The organism is Streptomyces olivochromogenes (assembly GCF_021538895.1).
In the GTDB taxonomy this organism is placed as follows: domain Bacteria; phylum Actinomycetota; class Actinomycetes; order Streptomycetales; family Streptomycetaceae; genus Streptomyces; species Streptomyces olivochromogenes_A.
In genome coordinates this window covers 12,495-30,410 of the sequence record NZ_JADDRL010000003.1, presented here as the reverse complement: position 1 = coordinate 30,410, position 17,916 = coordinate 12,495, and the positions used below count along the sequence as shown (strand labels likewise).

17 protein-coding genes and 1 pseudogene are annotated in these 17,916 nt (G+C 68.7%); 2 read left to right on the top strand and 16 right to left on the bottom strand.

Annotation, left to right across the window (positions count from 1 at the left end):
• Window positions 1–404: 404 nt before the first annotated feature.
• Both IPZ69_RS02155 and IPZ69_RS02150 read right to left on the bottom strand, forming a co-directional pair.
• On the bottom strand, window positions 405–662 hold the full coding sequence (locus tag IPZ69_RS02155) for a phosphopantetheine-binding protein (protein WP_235451895.1): 258 nt from the start codon (window positions 660–662) through the stop codon (window positions 405–407).
• Entirely contained in the window at window positions 659–886 is a 228-nt protein-coding gene (locus IPZ69_RS02150) for an MbtH family protein (protein WP_235451894.1), read from the bottom strand. The genes IPZ69_RS02155 and IPZ69_RS02150 overlap by 4 nt, the downstream gene beginning before the upstream one ends.
• A 222-nt stretch (window positions 887–1,108) precedes the next feature.
• Here IPZ69_RS02150 and IPZ69_RS02145 point away from each other — a divergent pair, with 222 nt between their 5' ends.
• Window positions 1,109–2,152: a MupA/Atu3671 family FMN-dependent luciferase-like monooxygenase gene (locus IPZ69_RS02145; protein ID WP_235451893.1), complete on the top strand. Its 1,044-nt coding sequence runs from the start codon at window positions 1,109–1,111 to the stop codon at window positions 2,150–2,152.
• Window positions 2,153–2,358: 206 nt separating this feature from the next.
• A pseudogene (locus IPZ69_RS02140) lies at window positions 2,359–2,499 on the top strand (IS5/IS1182 family transposase); the annotation flags it as partial.
• A 327-nt stretch (window positions 2,500–2,826) separates the two neighbouring features.
• Here IPZ69_RS02140 and IPZ69_RS02135 read toward each other — a convergent pair.
• The 14 genes from IPZ69_RS02135 to IPZ69_RS02070 form a co-directional block, all read right to left on the bottom strand.
• Window positions 2,827–3,996, bottom strand: a complete 1,170-nt coding sequence (locus tag IPZ69_RS02135; RefSeq protein WP_235451892.1) for a 2-oxo acid dehydrogenase subunit E2 — start codon at window positions 3,994–3,996, stop codon at window positions 2,827–2,829.
• On the bottom strand, window positions 3,989–4,996 hold the full coding sequence (locus IPZ69_RS02130; RefSeq protein WP_235451891.1) for an alpha-ketoacid dehydrogenase subunit beta: 1,008 nt from the start codon (window positions 4,994–4,996) through the stop codon (window positions 3,989–3,991). Before IPZ69_RS02130 ends, IPZ69_RS02135 begins: the two co-directional genes overlap by 8 nt.
• 3 nt (window positions 4,997–4,999) lie before the next feature.
• Complete coding sequence (locus tag IPZ69_RS02125; protein ID WP_235451890.1) at window positions 5,000–5,929, bottom strand: thiamine pyrophosphate-dependent dehydrogenase E1 component subunit alpha; 930 nt, start codon at window positions 5,927–5,929, stop codon at window positions 5,000–5,002.
• A gap of 175 nt (window positions 5,930–6,104) precedes the next feature.
• Complete coding sequence (locus IPZ69_RS02120) at window positions 6,105–7,205, bottom strand: C45 family autoproteolytic acyltransferase/hydolase (protein ID WP_235451889.1); 1,101 nt, start codon at window positions 7,203–7,205, stop codon at window positions 6,105–6,107.
• Entirely contained in the window at window positions 7,202–7,816 is a 615-nt protein-coding gene (locus IPZ69_RS02115; protein WP_235451888.1) for a GNAT family N-acetyltransferase, read from the bottom strand. Before IPZ69_RS02115 ends, IPZ69_RS02120 begins: the two co-directional genes overlap by 4 nt.
• Before the next feature lies 1 nt (window position 7,817).
• Window positions 7,818–8,078 (bottom strand): phosphopantetheine-binding protein, encoded by a 261-nt coding sequence (locus IPZ69_RS02110; RefSeq protein WP_235451887.1) that lies wholly within the window; start codon window positions 8,076–8,078, stop codon window positions 7,818–7,820.
• Complete coding sequence (locus IPZ69_RS02105) at window positions 8,068–9,606, bottom strand: AMP-binding protein (RefSeq protein WP_235451886.1); 1,539 nt, start codon at window positions 9,604–9,606, stop codon at window positions 8,068–8,070. Before IPZ69_RS02105 ends, IPZ69_RS02110 begins: the two co-directional genes overlap by 11 nt.
• Entirely contained in the window at window positions 9,603–11,618 is a 2,016-nt protein-coding gene (locus IPZ69_RS02100) for a class I tRNA ligase family protein (protein ID WP_235451885.1), read from the bottom strand. The genes IPZ69_RS02105 and IPZ69_RS02100 overlap by 4 nt, the downstream gene beginning before the upstream one ends.
• Complete coding sequence (locus tag IPZ69_RS02095; RefSeq protein ID WP_235451884.1) at window positions 11,615–12,691, bottom strand: NAD(P)/FAD-dependent oxidoreductase; 1,077 nt, start codon at window positions 12,689–12,691, stop codon at window positions 11,615–11,617. The genes IPZ69_RS02100 and IPZ69_RS02095 overlap by 4 nt, the downstream gene beginning before the upstream one ends.
• 3 nt (window positions 12,692–12,694) lie before the next feature.
• Entirely contained in the window at window positions 12,695–13,990 is a 1,296-nt protein-coding gene (locus tag IPZ69_RS02090; RefSeq protein WP_235451883.1) for a lysine N(6)-hydroxylase/L-ornithine N(5)-oxygenase family protein, read from the bottom strand.
• A gap of 110 nt (window positions 13,991–14,100) precedes the next feature.
• Window positions 14,101–15,336: an acyl-CoA dehydrogenase family protein gene (locus tag IPZ69_RS02085; RefSeq protein WP_235451882.1), complete on the bottom strand. Its 1,236-nt coding sequence runs from the start codon at window positions 15,334–15,336 to the stop codon at window positions 14,101–14,103.
• Between the two features lie 458 nt (window positions 15,337–15,794).
• Window positions 15,795–16,712: a 3-oxoacyl-ACP synthase gene (locus IPZ69_RS02080; RefSeq protein WP_235451881.1), complete on the bottom strand. Its 918-nt coding sequence runs from the start codon at window positions 16,710–16,712 to the stop codon at window positions 15,795–15,797.
• 280 nt (window positions 16,713–16,992) lie between these two features.
• Window positions 16,993–17,496 (bottom strand): hypothetical protein, encoded by a 504-nt coding sequence (locus tag IPZ69_RS02075; protein ID WP_235451880.1) that lies wholly within the window; start codon window positions 17,494–17,496, stop codon window positions 16,993–16,995.
• Window positions 17,481–17,891 carry an MFS transporter gene (locus IPZ69_RS02070; protein ID WP_235451879.1) on the bottom strand — a complete coding sequence of 137 codons (411 nt, stop codon included), beginning with the start codon at window positions 17,889–17,891 and terminating at the stop codon, window positions 17,481–17,483. The genes IPZ69_RS02075 and IPZ69_RS02070 overlap by 16 nt, the downstream gene beginning before the upstream one ends.
• Window positions 17,892–17,916 lie beyond the last annotated feature (25 nt).

Here is a 17,916-nt window from a genome sequence, read left to right as displayed (position 1 = left end):
GGCATTCCGGGCACAAAGGAACTCCAACCGATCTGTCAAGTCTGGAAAAGGTCAGCCACGTGAGCCCGCGACGACATCCAACGGGCTGGAAGGGGATGACGGCGAATTCCGGAAGAGGTCGAAGCGCCGTTGACCGAGGGCGCTATCACCGAACCACGAACAATGGGCCGGGACACCGTCCACCGCAAGGTGACATCGGCTCGATGTCTTGCCGGCGAGACAGGCTGCTGTCTGAACTCCACTGATGCTGATGCGACTTGCCTGGCGCGAGGAATCGCACCACAGAACCCGGTCACCGAGGTGGCGACGGATCCACATTCCGTCCCGAGGCCACGCGCGCCGTCGGCAGCGTCACGGCGGCGTCGTACCCGGGACACCGCCCGGACGCGACCGTCACGACATGGTCAGGACGCCTCGCCGACCAGCTCGCTCAGCACGTCGCTGAGGTCGCTGAGCAGCGGGTTCTTGAGGATGACGCCCGTGATCCGGGATATCCCGAGCTCCTGGCGGAGGGCTTGGCCGAGGCGGACGGCGATGATGGAGTTGCCGCCGACGGCCAGGAAGTCGTCACCGATGCCGATGTCCGGGTTCCCCAGAAGCTCCCGCACCTTGCCGACCACCAGCTCGTCCATGGGGTTACGGAACCCGCTGTCGACCGTCACCTGTCCACCTCTCGCACTTCATCGCTCAGCTCTCGCAGGCCGGCAGGCCGCATGTCCGACCAGTGTGCGGACACGTATTCAAGACAGTTCGCCCGCGTGTCCGCGTCGTGCGCGACCGACCAGCCGGCGGGCACGTCATGGGACGCCGGCCACAGCGAGTACTGCTCCTCGCCGTTGACCAGGACCAGATGAACGCCTTCCTCGTCTTCGAACGGATTGGCCACGGCTCTCCTGTGTGAACGAAACCTGATTTCCCGAAGGACGTGTCCATCGTGCGCATGTCTCGCCGGCGAGACAACACTCCGTCGGCCGTTTTCCACCGCGGTCCGCGGTGAGTGTGTCCGCGAAGAACGAGGGTGCTATGAATCAGGATCGGGCGCATTTACCGACCGATGTTCGCCACACACCCCCGAATCCGAACCCGTATCCGCTGGGGAGAACGCACGATGGATCTCAGCCTCTTCTATTTCGCCAATGACAGCGGAAGCGCCGAGGCCGACCGGTACCGGTTGTTGCTCGAAGGCGCCCGCTTCGCCGACGAGAACGGCTTGGCGGCGGTGTGGACCCCGGAACGCCATTTCCACCCCTTCGGTGGGACCTATCCGAACCCCTCGGTGACCAGTGCGGCGATCGCCGCGACGACGGAGCGTGTCAAGATCCGGGCGGGCAGCGTCGTGGCACCGTTGCACCACGCGCTACGGATCGCCGAGGAGTGGTCCGTGGTGGACAACATCTCCCGGGGCCGAGTCGGGGTGTCCTTCGCCTCCGGCTGGCACGCCGTCGACTTCGCCCTGAATCCGGCCGCCTACACGAACCGCCGGACGGAGATGTACGAGCGGATCGAGCAGGTGCGTGCCCTGTGGCGCGGTGAGGCAATCGAGGTCACCGACGGCGCGGGGAACCCGGTGAAGGTGCGGTCGTTCCCGCCGCCGGTCCAGACCGACCTGCCGATCTGGGTCGCCAGTGTCGGCGACGTCGAGACCTTCCGGAGCGCCGGCCGGATCGGAGCCGGGCTCCTCACCCACCTGCTCGGCCAGAGTCCCGAACAGCTGGCGCACAACATCGCCGAGTACCGGAAGGCCGCGACCGACGTCGGCTGGCCGGGCCACGTCGCGGTGATGGTGCACACGTACCTCGGCGAGGACACCGACAGCGTCCGAGAGCTGGTCCGGCCGTCGCTGAGCGACTACATGCGCAGCTCACTCGGGCTCATACTGACGTCGGACCTCAGCGCCGGAGACCTGGAGCCGGACGAGATCGACATGCTCGTCGAGCGGGCCTTCGAGCACTACTTCGACAACGTCGGCCTGCTCGGCTCGGTCGACAAGGGCGAGCAGGTCGTGGCGCGGCTCGCGGAGCTCGGCGTGGACGAGATCGCGTGTCTCATCGACTTCGGACTGCCGACGGACGAGGTCATGACCGGCTTGACCTATCTCAAGCGACTGCAGGACGTGTGCGGCGCCGACGCGCCGGACCAGCGCACGATCTGACCCTGGTCCTTCCCATGCCGCCGCGGTCGCCCGGCCAGGGTGCGGATCCACCGTGCCCGCGCCGGGGCCGGCCCGCGCCGAGCGGGAGTTCACGGCCTTTCTTGATCAACTTGTTCTGGCTGGTACCGGCCCGTTTCCGGGGCGCGGCTGCATCATCTGACGGTGGTCCTTTGTGATCGGGTCGATGGCTGGGCGGCGAGTGCTCCGGATCGGATGCCGCGAAGAAGATCGTGGGCAGGAAGCGGGGCGTCATCACCGACACGATCGGGCTGCTCCTCGCCGTGACTGTCACCGCCGCCGGCCTGTCGGAAAACGCCGTCGGATTACGCCTGCTCGACCAGGCTGAGATCCACATCGCCTCGGTCGACAACCTCACTCTGAACACGCCGCATCGGATCCGCTCTTCGGGCGCATGAGCGGCACACTGTCCAACCGCAGCGGCGCGCACCGAGCTCCGCGAGATCATCAAGCCGACGTGACGCGGCATGCTTGTCTCGCCGGCCCCGGCGAGCGCCGCGCCGAGGTGGGGCTGGATCGGGTCGGCGGTGTAGCCGGCCGCGATCCCGATCCGTGGACCTGCCGACGCCGGGGCGTCGGCCGCTTGGTAGGCGGCGCGCAACGCGCGGAGGTCCACAGGGGCATCGAAGAGCGGCAGTGGCGTCGTCGTCCTCCCGTCAGCCCGCGAGCCGGGCGATGGCGTCGGTGGTCTCCAGGTCCTGCTTCACCGCGGTGAGGAAGCGGACCGCGTCGCGGCCGTTGAGATAGCGGTGGTCGTAGGTGGCCGCGACCGTGGTGACCGGCCGGGTGAACGGCGTACCGTCCTCGGTCAGCGCAACTTCGCTCCGCTCGGCGCACAAGGTCACGACGCAGGTGCGGCCCGGGTGGACGATCGGCGCGGCCAGGATGATGTCCGGATCGTTGTGCAGCGAGAGGGTGATGGCCTCGTCGGCGAACGCGTCCCCGCGGAAGTTCTGCCGCAGGGCGCTGACTCGGAAGTCCATGAGGTCGTCGGCCAGGTCGCCGATCGGACGGCGGGCGGCGTCTTTGAGCACCGGGATGAACAGGCCGGTCCCGACGTCGACGGTGACCCCGACGTTGGCGGCCGACGCGAGGGTGAGGGTGTGGTCCGCACCGGGCGTGGCGAAGAACAGCGGGAAGTCGGCGTGGCGGGCGGCAATGGCCTTGACCAGGAGCTCGACCAGGCCGTACGGGGCGCCGCCGCGGGTGGCGCGGAACGCTGTCAGGTCGACCGCGATCGCGGCGAAGGCGGCCGGGATCGTGCGGTGCGCCTCGCTGACGACGGCTGCCACCGCGCGTTGGTGCGGGCTGAGGCTGACGACGGCGGCGTCCGCTGACGCCCCAGCCGCTGCGGACGCCGCCCCCTGGTCCATGAACCCCTGGTCGATGAGCCGCTGGACGTCGGAGGCCTTCACCACCCGCTTGCCGAGCGTGCGCAGTTGCTCGGTCCGGATGCCGTGATCCTGGGCGAGGGTGCGCGCGGCGTCGCTGAGGATCGGGTCCGGGCCGCCATCGTGGTCCTCGCCCTCGCCCTCGGGTGCGGTGGTCACGACGGCGGCCGCCAGGCTCGCCAGGTAGTCGTCCCGTTCCTGGCGGCTGTCGAACAGCAGCCCCACGGGCCGCCCGAACTCGCAGCGCGCTCCGGCCTCGACGAGCCGGTGGAGGACGCCGTCCGCGTCCGCGACGAGTTCCTCCAGGGCCTTGGCGGTCTCGACCTCGGCGACGACCGCGTCCGCGGACACCGCGGCGCCGTCGTCGACCGTCCAGCCGACCAGGACGCAGTCCTCGTCGTTGTTGTTGAACTTCGGCAGCAGCAGTTCACGCATGCAACGCCTCCCAGATGGCGCGGTGGATGTCAGAAGCTTGGGGGAGCACGGTCTGTTCCAGGTGTGCGGCGGTCGGGATCACCTCGGCCTCGGCGCTGCACAGCACGACCGGGCGCCGCAGCCGGCCCCACAGCCGCTGATAGACGCGCGCGGCGACCTCCGTGCCCCAGGTGCCGCCGGCGGCGCAGTCCTCGACCAGGCACACGACCTCGGCGCCGGCCAGGGCGGGCAGCAGTGGCTCCACGTCGAACGGGTACAACCGGGTCGGAACGATCACCTCGCAGGTGATCTCGTGCTCGGCGAACAGCGTCCCGGCCGCCGCCAGCGCCCGCCGGGCCACGCCGCCGGGCGCGATGATCACACAGTCGGCCACGTCGTCGCCGTCCGACGCCCGCAGCCGTGCCGGGCCGCCGGCTCCGAACGGGAAATCGGCGACGAACGGCCCGTCCGTCCCCGGCTCGTACATCGGCTGCGTGTAGAGCACCTTGTCCTCGAACAGGACGGCCGGCTCGCCATCGGCGAGCAGGCCGGCCAGCAGCGCCGTGCTGTCGTGGAACGGCGAGATCTCGTGCACCGACAGGTGCGGCACGCCGATGAAGTGCTTCTGCAGGCTCTGGCTGTGGGTCGGGCCGTACCCGCGCCGCCCGCCGGTGGGACAGCGCACGATCACCGGGACCTCGACACGGCGGCCGTACATCGCGACCGATTTGGCCGCGAAGTTGACGATCTGGTCGAAGGCCAGGGTGGCGAAGTCGCCGAACATGATCTCGACGATGGCGCGCCCGCCGGACAGCGCCAGCCCGTTGGCCACGCCCACCAGCGACTGCTCGCTGATGGGCGTGCTCAGGACCCGGTCGGGGTAGCCCGACGACAGCCCTTTGGTGATCTTGAAGGCGCCGCCGTACGGATCGGCGACGTCCTCCCCCAGCAGGAACAGGTCGGGGTCGGCGGCGAAGGCCGCGTGCAGCGCCCGGTTCAGGTTCTCAGCGACACGCTCCACGGTTCAGCCCCTCTCCCACACCGAGGCCGGACGGGCCAGGACCCGGTCCACGGCCTCGGCGATCCGCGTCCGTTGCTCGTCCTCGACCTTGGCGAACAGGTCGGGGTCCAGGCGCCGATAGGCGTCGTGCCAGTCGTGCTCCCGCTCGGCGGCGACCTCGGCGGCGGAGCGCGTGTCGTCGCCCTTGCTGTGCGGGCCGAGGCGGTGGGTCGCGAACTCCACGACGACCGGCCCGCCGCCGGCGCGCGTCCGTTCGACCACCGGTGCCAGGCGCGCGCGGATCGCGGCGACGTCGCTGCCGGTCACGGACACATGGGCGATTCCGAACGCCGCGGCCCGCCCGGCGATGTCCCCGGCCATGGCGCGCGCGGTCGGCGTGGTCTGCGCGATGCCGTTGTTCTCCACGACCACCAGCAACGGCAGCCGCCACAGCGCGGCCAGGTTCAACGCCTCGTAGACGGCGCCCTCGCCCCAGGTGCCGTCGCCGATGTAGGCCACGGCGATCCCGGGCAGGCCGGTCCGCTGGAACCACAAGGCCGTGCCCACGGCCACCGGCAGGCTCTCGCCCTGCACCCCGGTGGACAGGTAGGTGCCCCGGAAGATGTGCTGGCTGCCGCCGACGCCCGAACAGACGGCGCCCTCGCGGCCGGTCATCTCGGCCAGCAGGCCCTCGGGGTCGTCGAAGCGGGCCAGGTAGTGTCCGTGGCCGCGGTGGTTGCTGAACACGAAGTCGTCCGGGGCCAGCAGCGGCCCCAGGGCCACCGGCACGTACTCCTGGCCGAGGCAGGTGTGCGTGGTGCCGCTGAGCAGCCCGCGCGCGAACAGGTCCAGCACGCTCTGCTCGAAGTGCCTGATCATCAGCAGGCTGGAGAGATCGTCGACGTCGATCCCGGCATCGATCCCGGCGACGCTGATGGCAGTACCTGCTTTCATGACAGGTTCCCTTCCGGAAAAGCTTCTGACGCGTGTCCCTCGAGGACTGTCGTGAGCTGATCCTCGTGGTTCACAAGGACGACGAATCGCCCGTTCTCGTCATCGAGCACGTTCGTGTTCCCGCCGTCGGAGTTCGAAGAGATCAAGAGGGACCGACAACTCGGCACCCTCGGCGTCACCCCGCATCATCCGCGCCCGCCCGGGGAGAGCCATCGGTGCGGCAGTCCGGGTCCGCGAAGGTGAACTCCCTGGTGACAGATGCGGCGGGATCACCCGGCCTGATGTACAACTGGCCGCTCCCCGGCAAGGCGACGGCCGCGGCGACGGTGCGCTCGTACCGGATGTCACCGGTTCCGACCACTCGGATGGGAGGGACCGAGAGCAAAGCGAAATGCTCCTCCACCCCTGCGGCCGGTGCCATCGCGGCGAGACCGGCGCGGCACGCCTCCAGCCTTCGGCGTGAGGAGTTCCGCGCGAAGACGTTGATCTCGTCGAAGGGTTCGAACTCGGGGTGGAGGAAGTGGTTGGTGTGCTCGGCCTGTTGGGCTTCGAAGCAACGGAACCCGCCGTCCAGAGCCTCCACCCAGACCGCTTTGCCCGCGTCGCAGAGCATGAACGACCGTGAGCTGGCCAACGGGAGACCGCGGAGGCACTCGACCGCCTCATCGACGGTGGCAGCGGAGTCCAACACATGGCGAATGGCCAGGTACGGCGGGACTCCGGGTTTCCAGTCGCCGCCGAGGACCAGGTTGAGGCCCACGGCCAGGCCGTCGCTGTTGACGCCCAGATAGCCGAGGAGGCCCGCGAAGCTGAGCACCAGGACCCCGCGCGGGGAACCTGTGAGCCGGACGTCGAGGACGCTGATCTGATCGTCCAGGTCGCCGTTGAGGTCCACCGTCTGGGCCAGTACCGGAGGGGAACCAGCCCTCGCGTAGGTGGTGCAGTCGCCTCGCGCCGGGATCTTCCGGTAGCCCAGGATCTCCCGGCGCAGTTGCAGCAGCAGCGCCTGGTCGCGGTGGATTCCGATCCCGTCGGCGAGTCCGGTGATCTCGTCCGCGAGCCGTGGCAGCTCCGCCGTGATCACCTTGTCGAACGCGGACAGCACCGGTTCGAGCCCGGACATCGTGACCTGTTCGTCCAGAAGCAGGTCGAGACGGCAGAGCGAGTCGTCGACGAAGCCGCGCAAGGGACCTGCGAGAGCAGCGCCGTGCTGTCGGCCGACCTCGTGCGGATCGCCGCGGAGACGCAGATGGGTGATGCCCGCTCCGCCGGTCACACCGCCATGTCCTGACGGGTCACCTTCGCGTGAGCGGCCAGCTCGTCCTTGAGCCAGGGCCACTCGCCGCGCACCACGCTGTAGAAGACCGCGTCCCGGCGCCTGCCGCCCGGCATCGGGTTGAAGCTGCGGAAGACGCCCTCCTCCAGAGCGCCGATGTTGCGCAGGCCCGCTCTGGCCTGCACGTTGAGCCGATCCGTCTTGAACTCCACGCGCTCGGCGCCCAGGGTCTCGAAGGCGTGCTCGAGCAGGAGGTACTTGGCCCAGCGGTTGATGCCGCGGCCCTGGAAGTCGACGCCCAGCCAGGACCAGCCGATCTCCAGGCGCGAGTCCGCCTCCGAGAGGTTGCCGAAGCTCATGCTCCCCGCGCAGCGCCCCGTCGTCTTGTCGGTGATGTGGAAGACCACGCGCCTGCCCGCCGCGTGGTCGGCGACCATGCCCTCGAAGAAGGCGTCGAAGTCCGCCTCGGTCTCGACGAGGCTCACGAAGTAGCGCCAGATCACCGGGTCCATCGCGATGCCGTGGATCGACTCGCGGTCCTCGGGACCGATCGGACGCAGCCTCACGTGGTCGTTCTCCAGCGTGGCCGCGGCCAGCTCCGCCCAACTCACTCTAGGCAGCCTTTCCCGCGTAGCGCGACAGGGTGTCGACGACGTCGTGGAGGGTGCGCATCTCGGCGACGTCGCGCTCGCTCAGATGCGCGAGGTCGACCGCGAGGTCCTCGCAGAGCCGGGTCAGGAACAGGACCTTCTGCAGCGAGGTCAGTCCGTAGTCGGTCAACGCGACGTCCGCGTCGATCCCGTGCGGATCCGCGGCCGGCTGGAGCGCGGCCGACAGGTTCTCCCGCGCGGTGGTCTCGATGTCACTGGGCATGGATACCGTCCTGGTTGTTCGTGATCTCCGCCTGGAAGGCGGCGAAGATGGCCTGCCGTTTCGGCTTGAACTGCGAAGTGAGCATTCCGTTGGCGATACTGGGCCGCGGGCTCGCGACCACGACCTTGCGGATCTGTTCGTCACGGCCGAACGAGGCGTTGGTGCGGGCCAGTTGTTCGGCGATCGCCTTGAGGTCGGGCGTGTCGGAGGACGGCGAGACCACCGCGACCAGGGACGTCTGCGCGGGGCAGAACACCACGCACTCCTCGATCGCCGGACTCGTCCGCATGTGCTCCTCGATCGGCCGGACGATCACCTTCTTGCCGTTTCCGAGCACGATGACGTCGTCGGCGCGCCCCTGGATGAACAGGAAGCCGTCCTCGTCCACGTAGCCGAGGTCGCCGGTGCGCACCACCCCGTCCGCGACGAACATCCGCTCGGAGTCGCCGGGCTCGGCGAACTCGTAGCGCCGGTTCACCGGATGCTCGCTGCGGACCAGGATCACGCCGTCCTCGTCGAACAGCACCTGCTTCCCCGGCAGCACCCGCCCCGCGCTGCCCTCCTTGTGGGCACCGGGGTGGTTCTTGCTGACGATGCACGTCTCGTTCAGCCCGTAGCCCTCATAGACGGGAAGGCCCGCGTCGGTGAGGTAGCGCAGCACCTCCCGGTCCGCCGGTGCCGATCCCGTCCACAGATAGCGGATCCGATCGCCGAACAGCCGCCGCGCGGCCGCGCGGCGCGCCGCGTCCGGCGTGACGCCGTCCGCGCGCGCGGCGTCCTGGCTGATCTGCTGCCTGGCGGCCTCGAAGAACGCCGGCACACCCATCACCACGGTCGGCCGGGCCGTCGCGAGCGTGGCGAAGGCCGCCTCGTACGTGGTGACGGTCGCGTCGTGGCCGAAGCAGAGGGCGGAGTAGACCCAGTACCGCTGCTGCAGCAGCGACAGCGGAAGGAAGACGAAGAGGTTGTCACCGCCCCGGTGCTCGAAGATCTCCTGCACGGCCCGCATCGACACGTCGATGCTGCCGACGGTGGCCCCGAGCCCCTTCGGCACGCCGGTGCTGCCGGAGGTGAACTTGATCGTCGTCACCTCCTCGGGCTCGTACACGACGGGCTCGGGCAGCTCCGTCCAGGTCCGTCCCGCGGCCTCGGCGACGTCGGCGAAGGCTCGGACCGCCGCCGGCGCGCCCGCCGCAACGTCCTGGTCGGTGAACAGAGCCTTGAGCCCGTAGCGCGCCACCAGCTCTCCGGTGTCGGCGAACTTGCCCGGCTCGAAACCCGCGACCACGGCCTTGAGCCGCAGCGCGGCAAGGTCCAGCAGGACCCATTCCAGGCTGTTGGCCGCCAGGATCCCGATACGGTCCCCGGACTCGACGCCGAGGCTCCGAAGGTAGGCGGCGACACGGCCCGACTGTTCGTACAGCTCGGTCAGGTCCAGCGTCCTGCGGCTGCCGAGCCGGAGGAACGAGATCCGGTGGCCGGGAGCCGGAGGCCCCGCCACCACGCGGTTGATCACAGAGTCCGTCATCCCGTGGTCTCCGCGGCGAGCGGCCAGTCCGACGGCAGAGCCGCGAAGTAGGACTGGTCCTCAAGGCTGATCCGGGTCCCGGGCGCGACCAGCTCGACCTGGGAGGGCCAGGACGAGAGGTCGGCCGTCCCGAGCGCCTCGGCGAGTCGGGCGGCGAATCGCGGCATGACCGGCGCGGCCGCGCGCGCCAGCAGCTGTGCCGCGGCCAGTTCCAGCGCGACGGCCGTTCGGGCCTCGTCGTTCCAGTCGGCGATCAGCGCGGTCCGTGCCTCTGCCTCGGCGAACCGCCGAGCGTCCACGACGATCCCGTCCAGCTCGGCGGCCGCACGGTTCAGCGAGAATCCGTCCTGTCCGAGGCTGTCGGCGACAGCGGCGAGCCGTATGCCCAGGCGGTTGAGGAACGCCGTGTGCTCGGGAGTCCAGACGCCGGCGTCGGGGGCGATCCCGCCGTACTGCCCGGCGATCCGTGCGCCCAGGTCGTTCAGCCAGCTCTGCCAGCCGTCCACCAGGACCCTCTGGACGGTCTCCGTGTACGCCTCGAGCTCGAAGTTCGTCCGTTGCTGCTCCGGACGTGTGAGCGACAGGTAGTAGCGCACCGCGTCCACGGTCTCCGGGCGCAGGATCTGCTTGCCCCAGACGGCATGGCGTCGGCTGGTGGAGAACTTGCCGCCCTCCAGCAGGTAGAACTCGTTGACGTGGTAGTCGATGTCGGGATTCCACGCCGGGTACGCCGACCGGTAGAGCGCCGGGTAGAGCACGGCATGGTAGAAGCTGTTGTCGTAGCCGAAGAAGTGGACGAACTTCCAGTCCTGCTCGGGAGCGACGGCTCGCCAGTCACGGCCCAGACGCCCGCCGAGGGCTTCGATGCCGTGGAGGAAGCCGTAGGACATCTCAGGCCAGACCCAGATCACCTGCCCGTCCACGGTCGTCTCCGCGGGTGCGACGCCCCAGTCCGAAGGGTGCGTCACGGGAATGTCGAGGCTGGTACGCGCGAACACCCGGTCCGCCAGTTCGCGGAGTCGGGCCGGGACCCGGCCGAGGCGGTGGTGATCGGCGACCTCCTTGCCGAACTCGTGGAGCGGCAGGACGAAGCGGGAGACCGGCTGCTGCTTCGACGGCGCCTGCGACCGGCTGCTCCGCGGGTCGACCAGGTCGACGCAGACGTTCGGCTCGCCGCATTCTTCGCAGATGTTGCCGCTGGTGCCGCCGCCGCATCCGGGACAACCGCCCGAGACGTCCACCTCGTAGAGGTAGGCGCCCGTCTCCGCGTCCACCAGGGCGGCCGTCTGCCGGACGGCGACCGCACCCGAGTCGACCAGCTTCGAGAAGTACCCACGCAGGCCGTCCCGGTAGCCGGGATCCTCGTTGGTCACGGTGTACTGGTCGACCTCGATGTCCATCAGACGGAGCGTCGCGGCGATCTCGGCGCTGTAGTGCCCGGCGGAGCGCGCCGGTTCGCGCTCCTCGCGGCGGGCGCACTCGACCACGTAGCTCTGGAAGTCGTCGCTCCCCGTCAGGTGCCACACTTCGGTGCCCTGCATGCGCTGGAACCGGACGTAGGCGTCCGCTCCCAGGTAGGGGCCGGACAGATGGCCGAGGTGGAGGTCGCCGTTGGGAGTGGGCGGGGTCGAGAAGACGAAGACCGGCCGCTCGGGGAATCGGCGGCGCGCGGCACCCGCGGCCGCGGTCCGGGCGGCGAGCGCCGGGTCGCGCCAGTACAGGTCGAAGAAGACCAGGTCGATGTCGCCGTCGTTCTCGATGACGTGCGTCTCGAAGGGCTCGAACTGGCACACCGTTCCCGGCTCCACCCGGATGCGCCGGCCGTCGAAGGCCACCCATCCGGTTCCGGCGACGACGACGAACATCTCGATCTCGTCGTGCTGGTGCGGATCGGAGGTGACGCCCGGAGCGACCCGGCCCCAGCCGGCCCCGGCAGTCATCGACTCCACGGAGCTCATCTCGATGCCGAATGCCTGGTGCAGCTCCTCGGTGGCGAAGACGCTCACGTTCATGGGTGGCTCCCTTGCTCGGAAACGTTCTGAACGGCCGTACGGAGCAGGTGTGCTGCCTCCGCGGCGATGGCGGGTGCGAGCCTGTAGCCGGAGCCGTTGGCAGCACCCGCGAACACCAGCCGGCCCTCCTCGTCCAGTGCGCGCACCAGAGGCTCCCGATCCGCGCTGTACGCATCGCAGAACACCCGTCCGCTGCGGGCGGAGTCGGCCAGGCGGGGGGCGCGGCGGATCAGCACCTCGCGGGCCTCGGCGAGGTCCGACGCGGAGACGCTGCCGGTGAGCCGGTCGGGGTCGACGTCCCAGACCTGGCTGGTGTAGCTGAAGAGCCAGCGCCGCTGCTCGTGGAGTGGGAGCAGGAACGCGTCCTCGTCATGGAAGACGACGACTCCGTCCTCGGCCGCGGGCGGCTGTTCGATGTGCAGCGCCACGACCTTCTTCACTCTGGCGCCCAGGGGCGCGAGCCGTTCCCGCCAGGCCGGTGCGGCCAGCCACGGGCCGGGTGCGAGCACGACCGCGTCGGCCGTGACGCGTTCTCCGGTGCCGAGCGCGAGTTCGTATCCGTTCCCGGCCTGGTCCAGGGCGGCGACGCAGACCCCGTCCCGGAAACTCGTCCCCGGCCGCAGCGACCGGGCCAGTGCTCGGGCCAGTGCGCCGACGTCGGCGTACTGGCAGCCCTCGCCCTTCCAGGCCGCCGTCTCGTCCGACAGTGGCGGCAGCCAGTCCGGCAGCGCGTCCACCCGGGACATCCGGGCCTCGTCGAGGTAGGCCGTCTCCACCTGGCCCGCGCTCGCGCGGTCGGACACCACCAGCATGGGAACCGGGTGGATCGGCAGAGTCGGATCAGCGTCCAGCAGAGCCCGGTAGCAGGCCTGGCTGTAGCTGGACATGCGGCGGACACGCTCCGTCGCGCCACGGGGGAAGTGCAGACCGGCCGAGCGGCGGCTGGCTCCGGATCCGACGGCGTCTTGGTCGAGCACGAGCACGGAGGCGTTCGGAGCCCGAAGCACCAGCTCCCGTGCGATCGTGCACCCGATGATTCCGCCGCCCACGACTGCGAAGTCGACATGCGTCATGGTTCACCCCACGCTCTCGTCCGGGCTGAGCTTCGCCGACCATTCGATGAACGAAGGTGCCGGATCGTCACTGCGCACGCATCGAAGGCGGTCGATGATCCGCTGGCTCCGCCAGGCGAGCAGGCTGAGGTTCTTGTCCGCCAGTCCACGCTGTCGCAGTGCCGCGTTCTGGAGGAAGACGCTTCGGTTCGAAGGACCGTCCCATCTGACGGCGAAATCACTGTCGATGCGGTACTCGTCGCCCTCGCGCTCGAGTCGGTCCGCGATCGGCGCGAGGAAGTCGGGCGCGGCGGTGCGGAATCCGGTCGCCCAGACCACCACGTCGGCGTCTACCTGCCCGAGGACCGCCGGATGGCTGCTGTTGGACAGCTTCAACGACCACGCGTTGTCGGAGGCGGCGACCGCGATCACGTTCCGGTTCGGGTACAGCGAGACCAGGTCGGGGTTGCCGTGGATGAACCGCTCGGCGTAGATACGCTGGTAGATCTCGCGGAGTGTGCTCTCGGAGATGCCGTCACTGGTGAGGACGTGCTCCCGGTTGAACGATTCGCGCGTCCCCTGGTCCAGCCGGGCGAAGTAGTCCGAGTAGCCGGGCATGTAGAAGTCGTTGGTGAAGGGCGAGTCGTCGATGGGGTAGAAGTTGCGGCGGCGCGACACCCACGAGACCCGGCGCGGCCGCTCGGCGGACGGCCGCGAGATGAGGTCGAGGAACGCCTCGGCGCCCGACTGGCCACCGCCGACCACGCAGACCCTCTTCCCCGCCAAGTCGCGGCTGAGAGGCACGAATTCGCTGACGTGGAACTGAGTGAGGCCGAGGTGGTCACGGGCCGCCGCCGGCACCCAGGCATGGCTGCCGATGCCGATGGACACGTTGTTCGCCGTGACAGTGCGCCGGTTGGTACGCAGAACGAATACGCCGTCGAAGTCGACGGACACGACCTCCTCGCCGAACACCACGTTCTGGTTGCGCCGGCTCGCCCATTCCAGGTAGTTGCGGAACTCCTGCCGCGGCACCGCGCTGAACTGAGCATTGATGAAGTGGTAGATCCGCCCTTTGTCCTTCAGGTAGGAGAGGAACGAAAAGGGACTGGTCGGGTCCGACAGGCTCACCAGATCCTTGAAAATGGACACCTGGAGGGTCGCATCGGGGATCTGCTGTCCATCATGCCAACCGAACTCCTCACGCTTCTCAAGGAAGAGATTCGGCAGCCCCGGACAACCGTGCAACAGAGATGCAAGACTCAGGTTCGCAGGGCCGACGCCGACGCCGACACACTCGTAGTGCTGTTGGTCACTCATGGCTCTCCCCGTGTATGCATCAAATGTCTTTCCGTACCCGGCAGCCAGGGTGAGCCAGGATGTATGGGTACGGATCTGCCCGTGTCATTGCTACGACAGGGGAGGACAAGTCAGCGCTCCACTCGACTTGACTTGCGTCCGGATGCCGCTCGGGATCGGCCCGCGGGCGGCCGTCGTCCCAGCGCGTCCGCGATGATCATCTTCTGGACCTCGGACGCTCCCTCGTAGATACGCAGGGACCTGACCTGCCGGTACAAGCGCTCGGGGACGCTGTCGGCAACCAGGCCGGCTGCCCCGTGGATCTGGACGGCAGCGTCGACGATCTCCTGTGCGGCCTCGGTGGCGGCCAACTTGGCGATACTCGAGTGCTTCGCGTAGCCGGGGTTCCCGTGGTCGAGCTCCCACGCGGCCCGCGCGACCAACATCGCGGAGTAGTTCAGCTTTGTTTCCATGTCGGCAAGCGCACCCTTCACAAGCTGAAGGTCCATCAGCTTGCCGCCGTACACCCGCCGCTCACGGGCCCGCTGGACTGCCGCGTCGGCAGCGCGCCGCGCGAACCCCACCGCGGCCGCCCCCACCGTCATCCGGAATCGCTCCAGCAGGTCCGTCGCGACCACGAACCCCTGTCCGGGGCGTCCGAGGACGCTCGATTCGGGGACCAGGCAGTCTTCGAAGGCCAGGTGTCCGAACGAGCGCGGAGCAACCAACCGCACCTTCTCCAGCACCCGGACTCCAGGCGTTCGCGCCGGCACCAGAAACGCCGTGAGCCCCAGCGCACCGGGTCCCCCACCCGTTCGCGCGATCACGCAGTGCAGATCCGCGATGCCGGCATTGGCGATCCAGGCCTTTCGGCCGTTCAACAGATAGCCGTCGGACACTCGGTCGGCGGTCAGACCGACTGCCGAGATGTCGGAGCCGGCCTCCTCCTCCGAGATCGCGAACGATCCCGTCACCTCGCCCGACGCCATGCGCGGCAGATACTCCTGCTGCTGCTCACTGTTTCCGTACTGGACGATCGTGGTCGCCGACAGCGCTTGGATGGAGAAGGCGAAGTCCGCCAGATCGTCGGCGTACGCAAGGATCTCCCTGGCCAGACAGATCGAGCGGTAGTCACCGGCGGCGGACCCGTTCGCGGGATCGAGGAATCCCAGCCATCCGGCGGAGCCGAGCGCGCTCAGGATCTCCCTGCCTGCCTTCTCCGGGGTCTGCTCCAGAGGACGTGACCACAGGCCGGCGTGGCCGGCGCACCAGTCGGCGAGCTCCACGGCCAACGTGCGGTGCTGCTCCTCGTAGAACGGCAACGCCAGGATGCCCTCATCGAGACCACTGAACAGCACGTGAGTCATGTCGCCCTCTCAGATTCGCAGGTCAGCATCGGTCGGGACGGCCGCGAGCCCGGCGGCACCTTGATCAGGCGATGCTCGATGAAACCTACGCAACCGAAGCGCGGCCCCGCCAGAATCCGCCGCCCTCTCGCGGCACCACGCCGATGTCGGCGCCGTGACGGGCCTCCTCCCCATCAGGAGACGACGACGGTCGCGGACTCACGGGCATGACAGACGGCGAAATCGTGGATCACTGGGCGCATCCTCACTTCGCCGATGTCGGTTGATCACCTCGTGGCGGGGATTCGGCAAGAAGGCACGGAACCTGATGATCGTCTGGTGTCGGAAACCGTACGACCGCAGCATCCGCGCTCCGCCGGCCGTCTTCTCCATGAGTTTGCTGCGATGTGTCGGCCGACGCCTGTCTCGCCAGCGAGACAACGCCCCCGCCGACCATTCCGAAAATTCCGGTTCGAGTGCTAGCGCGTCTGCTTGCGGAGCAGAACCCCGTACCGTACTCCAGGAACTGAGGCGGCCAGCAGGTAGTGGCCGTTGTCGCGAAGGCGACCGGCTGCTGCGAGGTCCGTCAGGTTGATGATTGGGTCAGCGGCGAAGCAGTGGCCTACCCGTGCGATGTTGTCTGTATACAACTGCGCTGCGGCGAACCCCGCCTGAAGCTCTTTCATCACGATGATGGCTTCGAAGATATTGGCGTGCATGAGGATGTCGACCTGGTCGATTCCGATGGATGCACGTTTCATCAGCTGCGTGTTCACGCGGCGGGAGAGGTCCGGACTGATCTGGTTCGACCAGTCCAGGTCCTTCAGCTCGTGCGCTGCGGCACTTGCGACGATCTCGTACTCCCCGTCGGTGTCCGACACCAGCACACCGGCCGCGCCATCGCTGAACAGGGCGAACTTGGCCAGTCTTTCCGCCTCGACAGTGACTCTGTCGGTGGTGATGACCAGGACCCGCCGATGGATTCCGGCAGCTACGAAGGCCTCGGCGACTCGCAGGCCCGCCAGCAGGTTCGTGCATCGGTCGAGCGTGATGCCGAGGAAGTCGGTCTCACGCGTTCCCAACCCCTCCGAGATGGTCCGCACGAAACTGCCGTGGCTGTCCGGCCCCCCTGGAAAACTGGTGCAGCACAGCACCAGTGCGTCGACGGAGGAGGGGTCGACGCCGGCGGCGCGGAGAGTCGCCTTGCCCGCATCGACCGCCAGGTCCTCCAGCGACTTGTGGCTCCGGTGCACATGGCCCCAGCCCCAGAGCTCCGGGGCATACGGCACCCCTAGTTCACCGGCCCGCGCCTCCAGATCCGGAGTCTCCGTATGGTGCGACGCGATCTCCCCCAGCACGTACTGCGGTCCGCTCAGGAAGACAGAGGAGGAACTCATCGAGGCTCCACAACGGGATGTGTATTTGGGCGGTCAAGTTACGGCGATGGCCGGCGCGGCCTCGGACCCGGCAACCGCCGATTCGTCCGACCGGGCCTCCTCGATCATGTCCAGGTCCCGCATCCTCCGCGGCGGCGAGAAGAACACCTACAACCCCGCACACCAGCAACCGATCACCGAGACCCATAGCGTTTCACGGACCCCACCGCCGTGCCCAGCATGCCGCCGACGACCACACCGACCGGCATCCGGCCCCAGGTGACGAAGCGCACGCCGGCGTTCACCCGGGCCAGCCGGGCCAGCGGCTCCGGCGGCGTGATCGACTGACGACAGGTGACCTGCGCGGCGTTGAAGACGATCCCTGGGCAAGTAGAAGGTGCCGCCCACGAACAGCAGCACGCCCCAGCCCGGCGACGCCATCGGCAGCGCGAAGGTCGGAATGCCGAGGACGAGCGCCGAGACCCGGATGATCCGCGCGCTGCCGATCCGGTTCGACAGGCGTCCGGCCGCCAGCCCGCCGATCATGCCGCCGACCGCCGACCGCCGACACCGAGAAGACGAGGCCGACGCCCGCGGGGGTGACGTGCAGCACCGGGACCAGGAAGACGATCTCCACTGCGCCGATCATCGAGCCGAGGAAGTTGAACGTGCTCATGGAGCACACCACATTGCGCAGAATCGGGTGCTTGACGACGAATCCGAACCGGTCGGCGATCTCCCGCTTCATCTTCCGGTCCTCGGCGCGCGGCTCGGGCGCCGGCTTGCGGATCAGGAACAGTGACAAAGCTGACAAACGCTGACAAACGCTGACAACGCATACGTGGCCGCATCCGCGCAGATCGCGCGCGCGACGCCGAGCAGCCCGACGAGCCCGCCACCGATCGACGGCCCGGCGAATTCCGCGAACGACGCCGTCGTGCCCGGCTTCCCGTTGGCGTCCATTCGCTCGTCGCCGGGGAGCAGCAAGCGACCGATGTCGCACCACATCATCAGCTTGTGCTTGGCGAGGCGGTCGACTACGACACCGGCCGGGAGGGAGAAGAGCAGGAACGGCAGCACGCCGAGGCTTGACAGGATCGCGACTTCCGGCGTCGATGACTTGAGCAGGACGACGCGGCAAGCGGGATCGCCAGATTCACCAGTAGAGCCTTGAGCACCGCACAGGTCGTCGGCCCGCACGAACGATGGACGGCCCGTGTCGGGG

What these genes read in the sequence shown, in the direction of transcription:
- IPZ69_RS02145 (WP_235451893.1), top strand. Translation starts at nt 1,109, where the DNA reads ATGGATCTCAGCCTCTTCTATTTCGCCAATGACAGCGGAAGCGCCGAG.
- IPZ69_RS02135 (WP_235451892.1), bottom strand. Translation starts at nt 3,996, where the DNA reads ATGCGTGAACTGCTGCTGCCGAAGTTCAACAACAACGACGAGGACTGC.
- IPZ69_RS02125 (WP_235451890.1), bottom strand. Translation starts at nt 5,929, where the DNA reads ATGAAAGCAGGTACTGCCATCAGCGTCGCCGGGATCGATGCCGGGATC.
- IPZ69_RS02110 (WP_235451887.1), bottom strand. Translation starts at nt 8,078, where the DNA reads ATGCCCAGTGACATCGAGACCACCGCGCGGGAGAACCTGTCGGCCGCG.
- IPZ69_RS02105 (WP_235451886.1), bottom strand. Translation starts at nt 9,606, where the DNA reads ATGACGGACTCTGTGATCAACCGCGTGGTGGCGGGGCCTCCGGCTCCC.
- IPZ69_RS02100 (WP_235451885.1), bottom strand. Translation starts at nt 11,618, where the DNA reads ATGAACGTGAGCGTCTTCGCCACCGAGGAGCTGCACCAGGCATTCGGC.
- IPZ69_RS02095 (WP_235451884.1), bottom strand. Translation starts at nt 12,691, where the DNA reads ATGACGCATGTCGACTTCGCAGTCGTGGGCGGCGGAATCATCGGGTGC.
- IPZ69_RS02090 (WP_235451883.1), bottom strand. Translation starts at nt 13,990, where the DNA reads ATGAGTGACCAACAGCACTACGAGTGTGTCGGCGTCGGCGTCGGCCCT.
- IPZ69_RS02085 (WP_235451882.1), bottom strand. Translation starts at nt 15,336, where the DNA reads ATGACTCACGTGCTGTTCAGTGGTCTCGATGAGGGCATCCTGGCGTTG.
- IPZ69_RS02080 (WP_235451881.1), bottom strand. Translation starts at nt 16,712, where the DNA reads ATGAGTTCCTCCTCTGTCTTCCTGAGCGGACCGCAGTACGTGCTGGGG.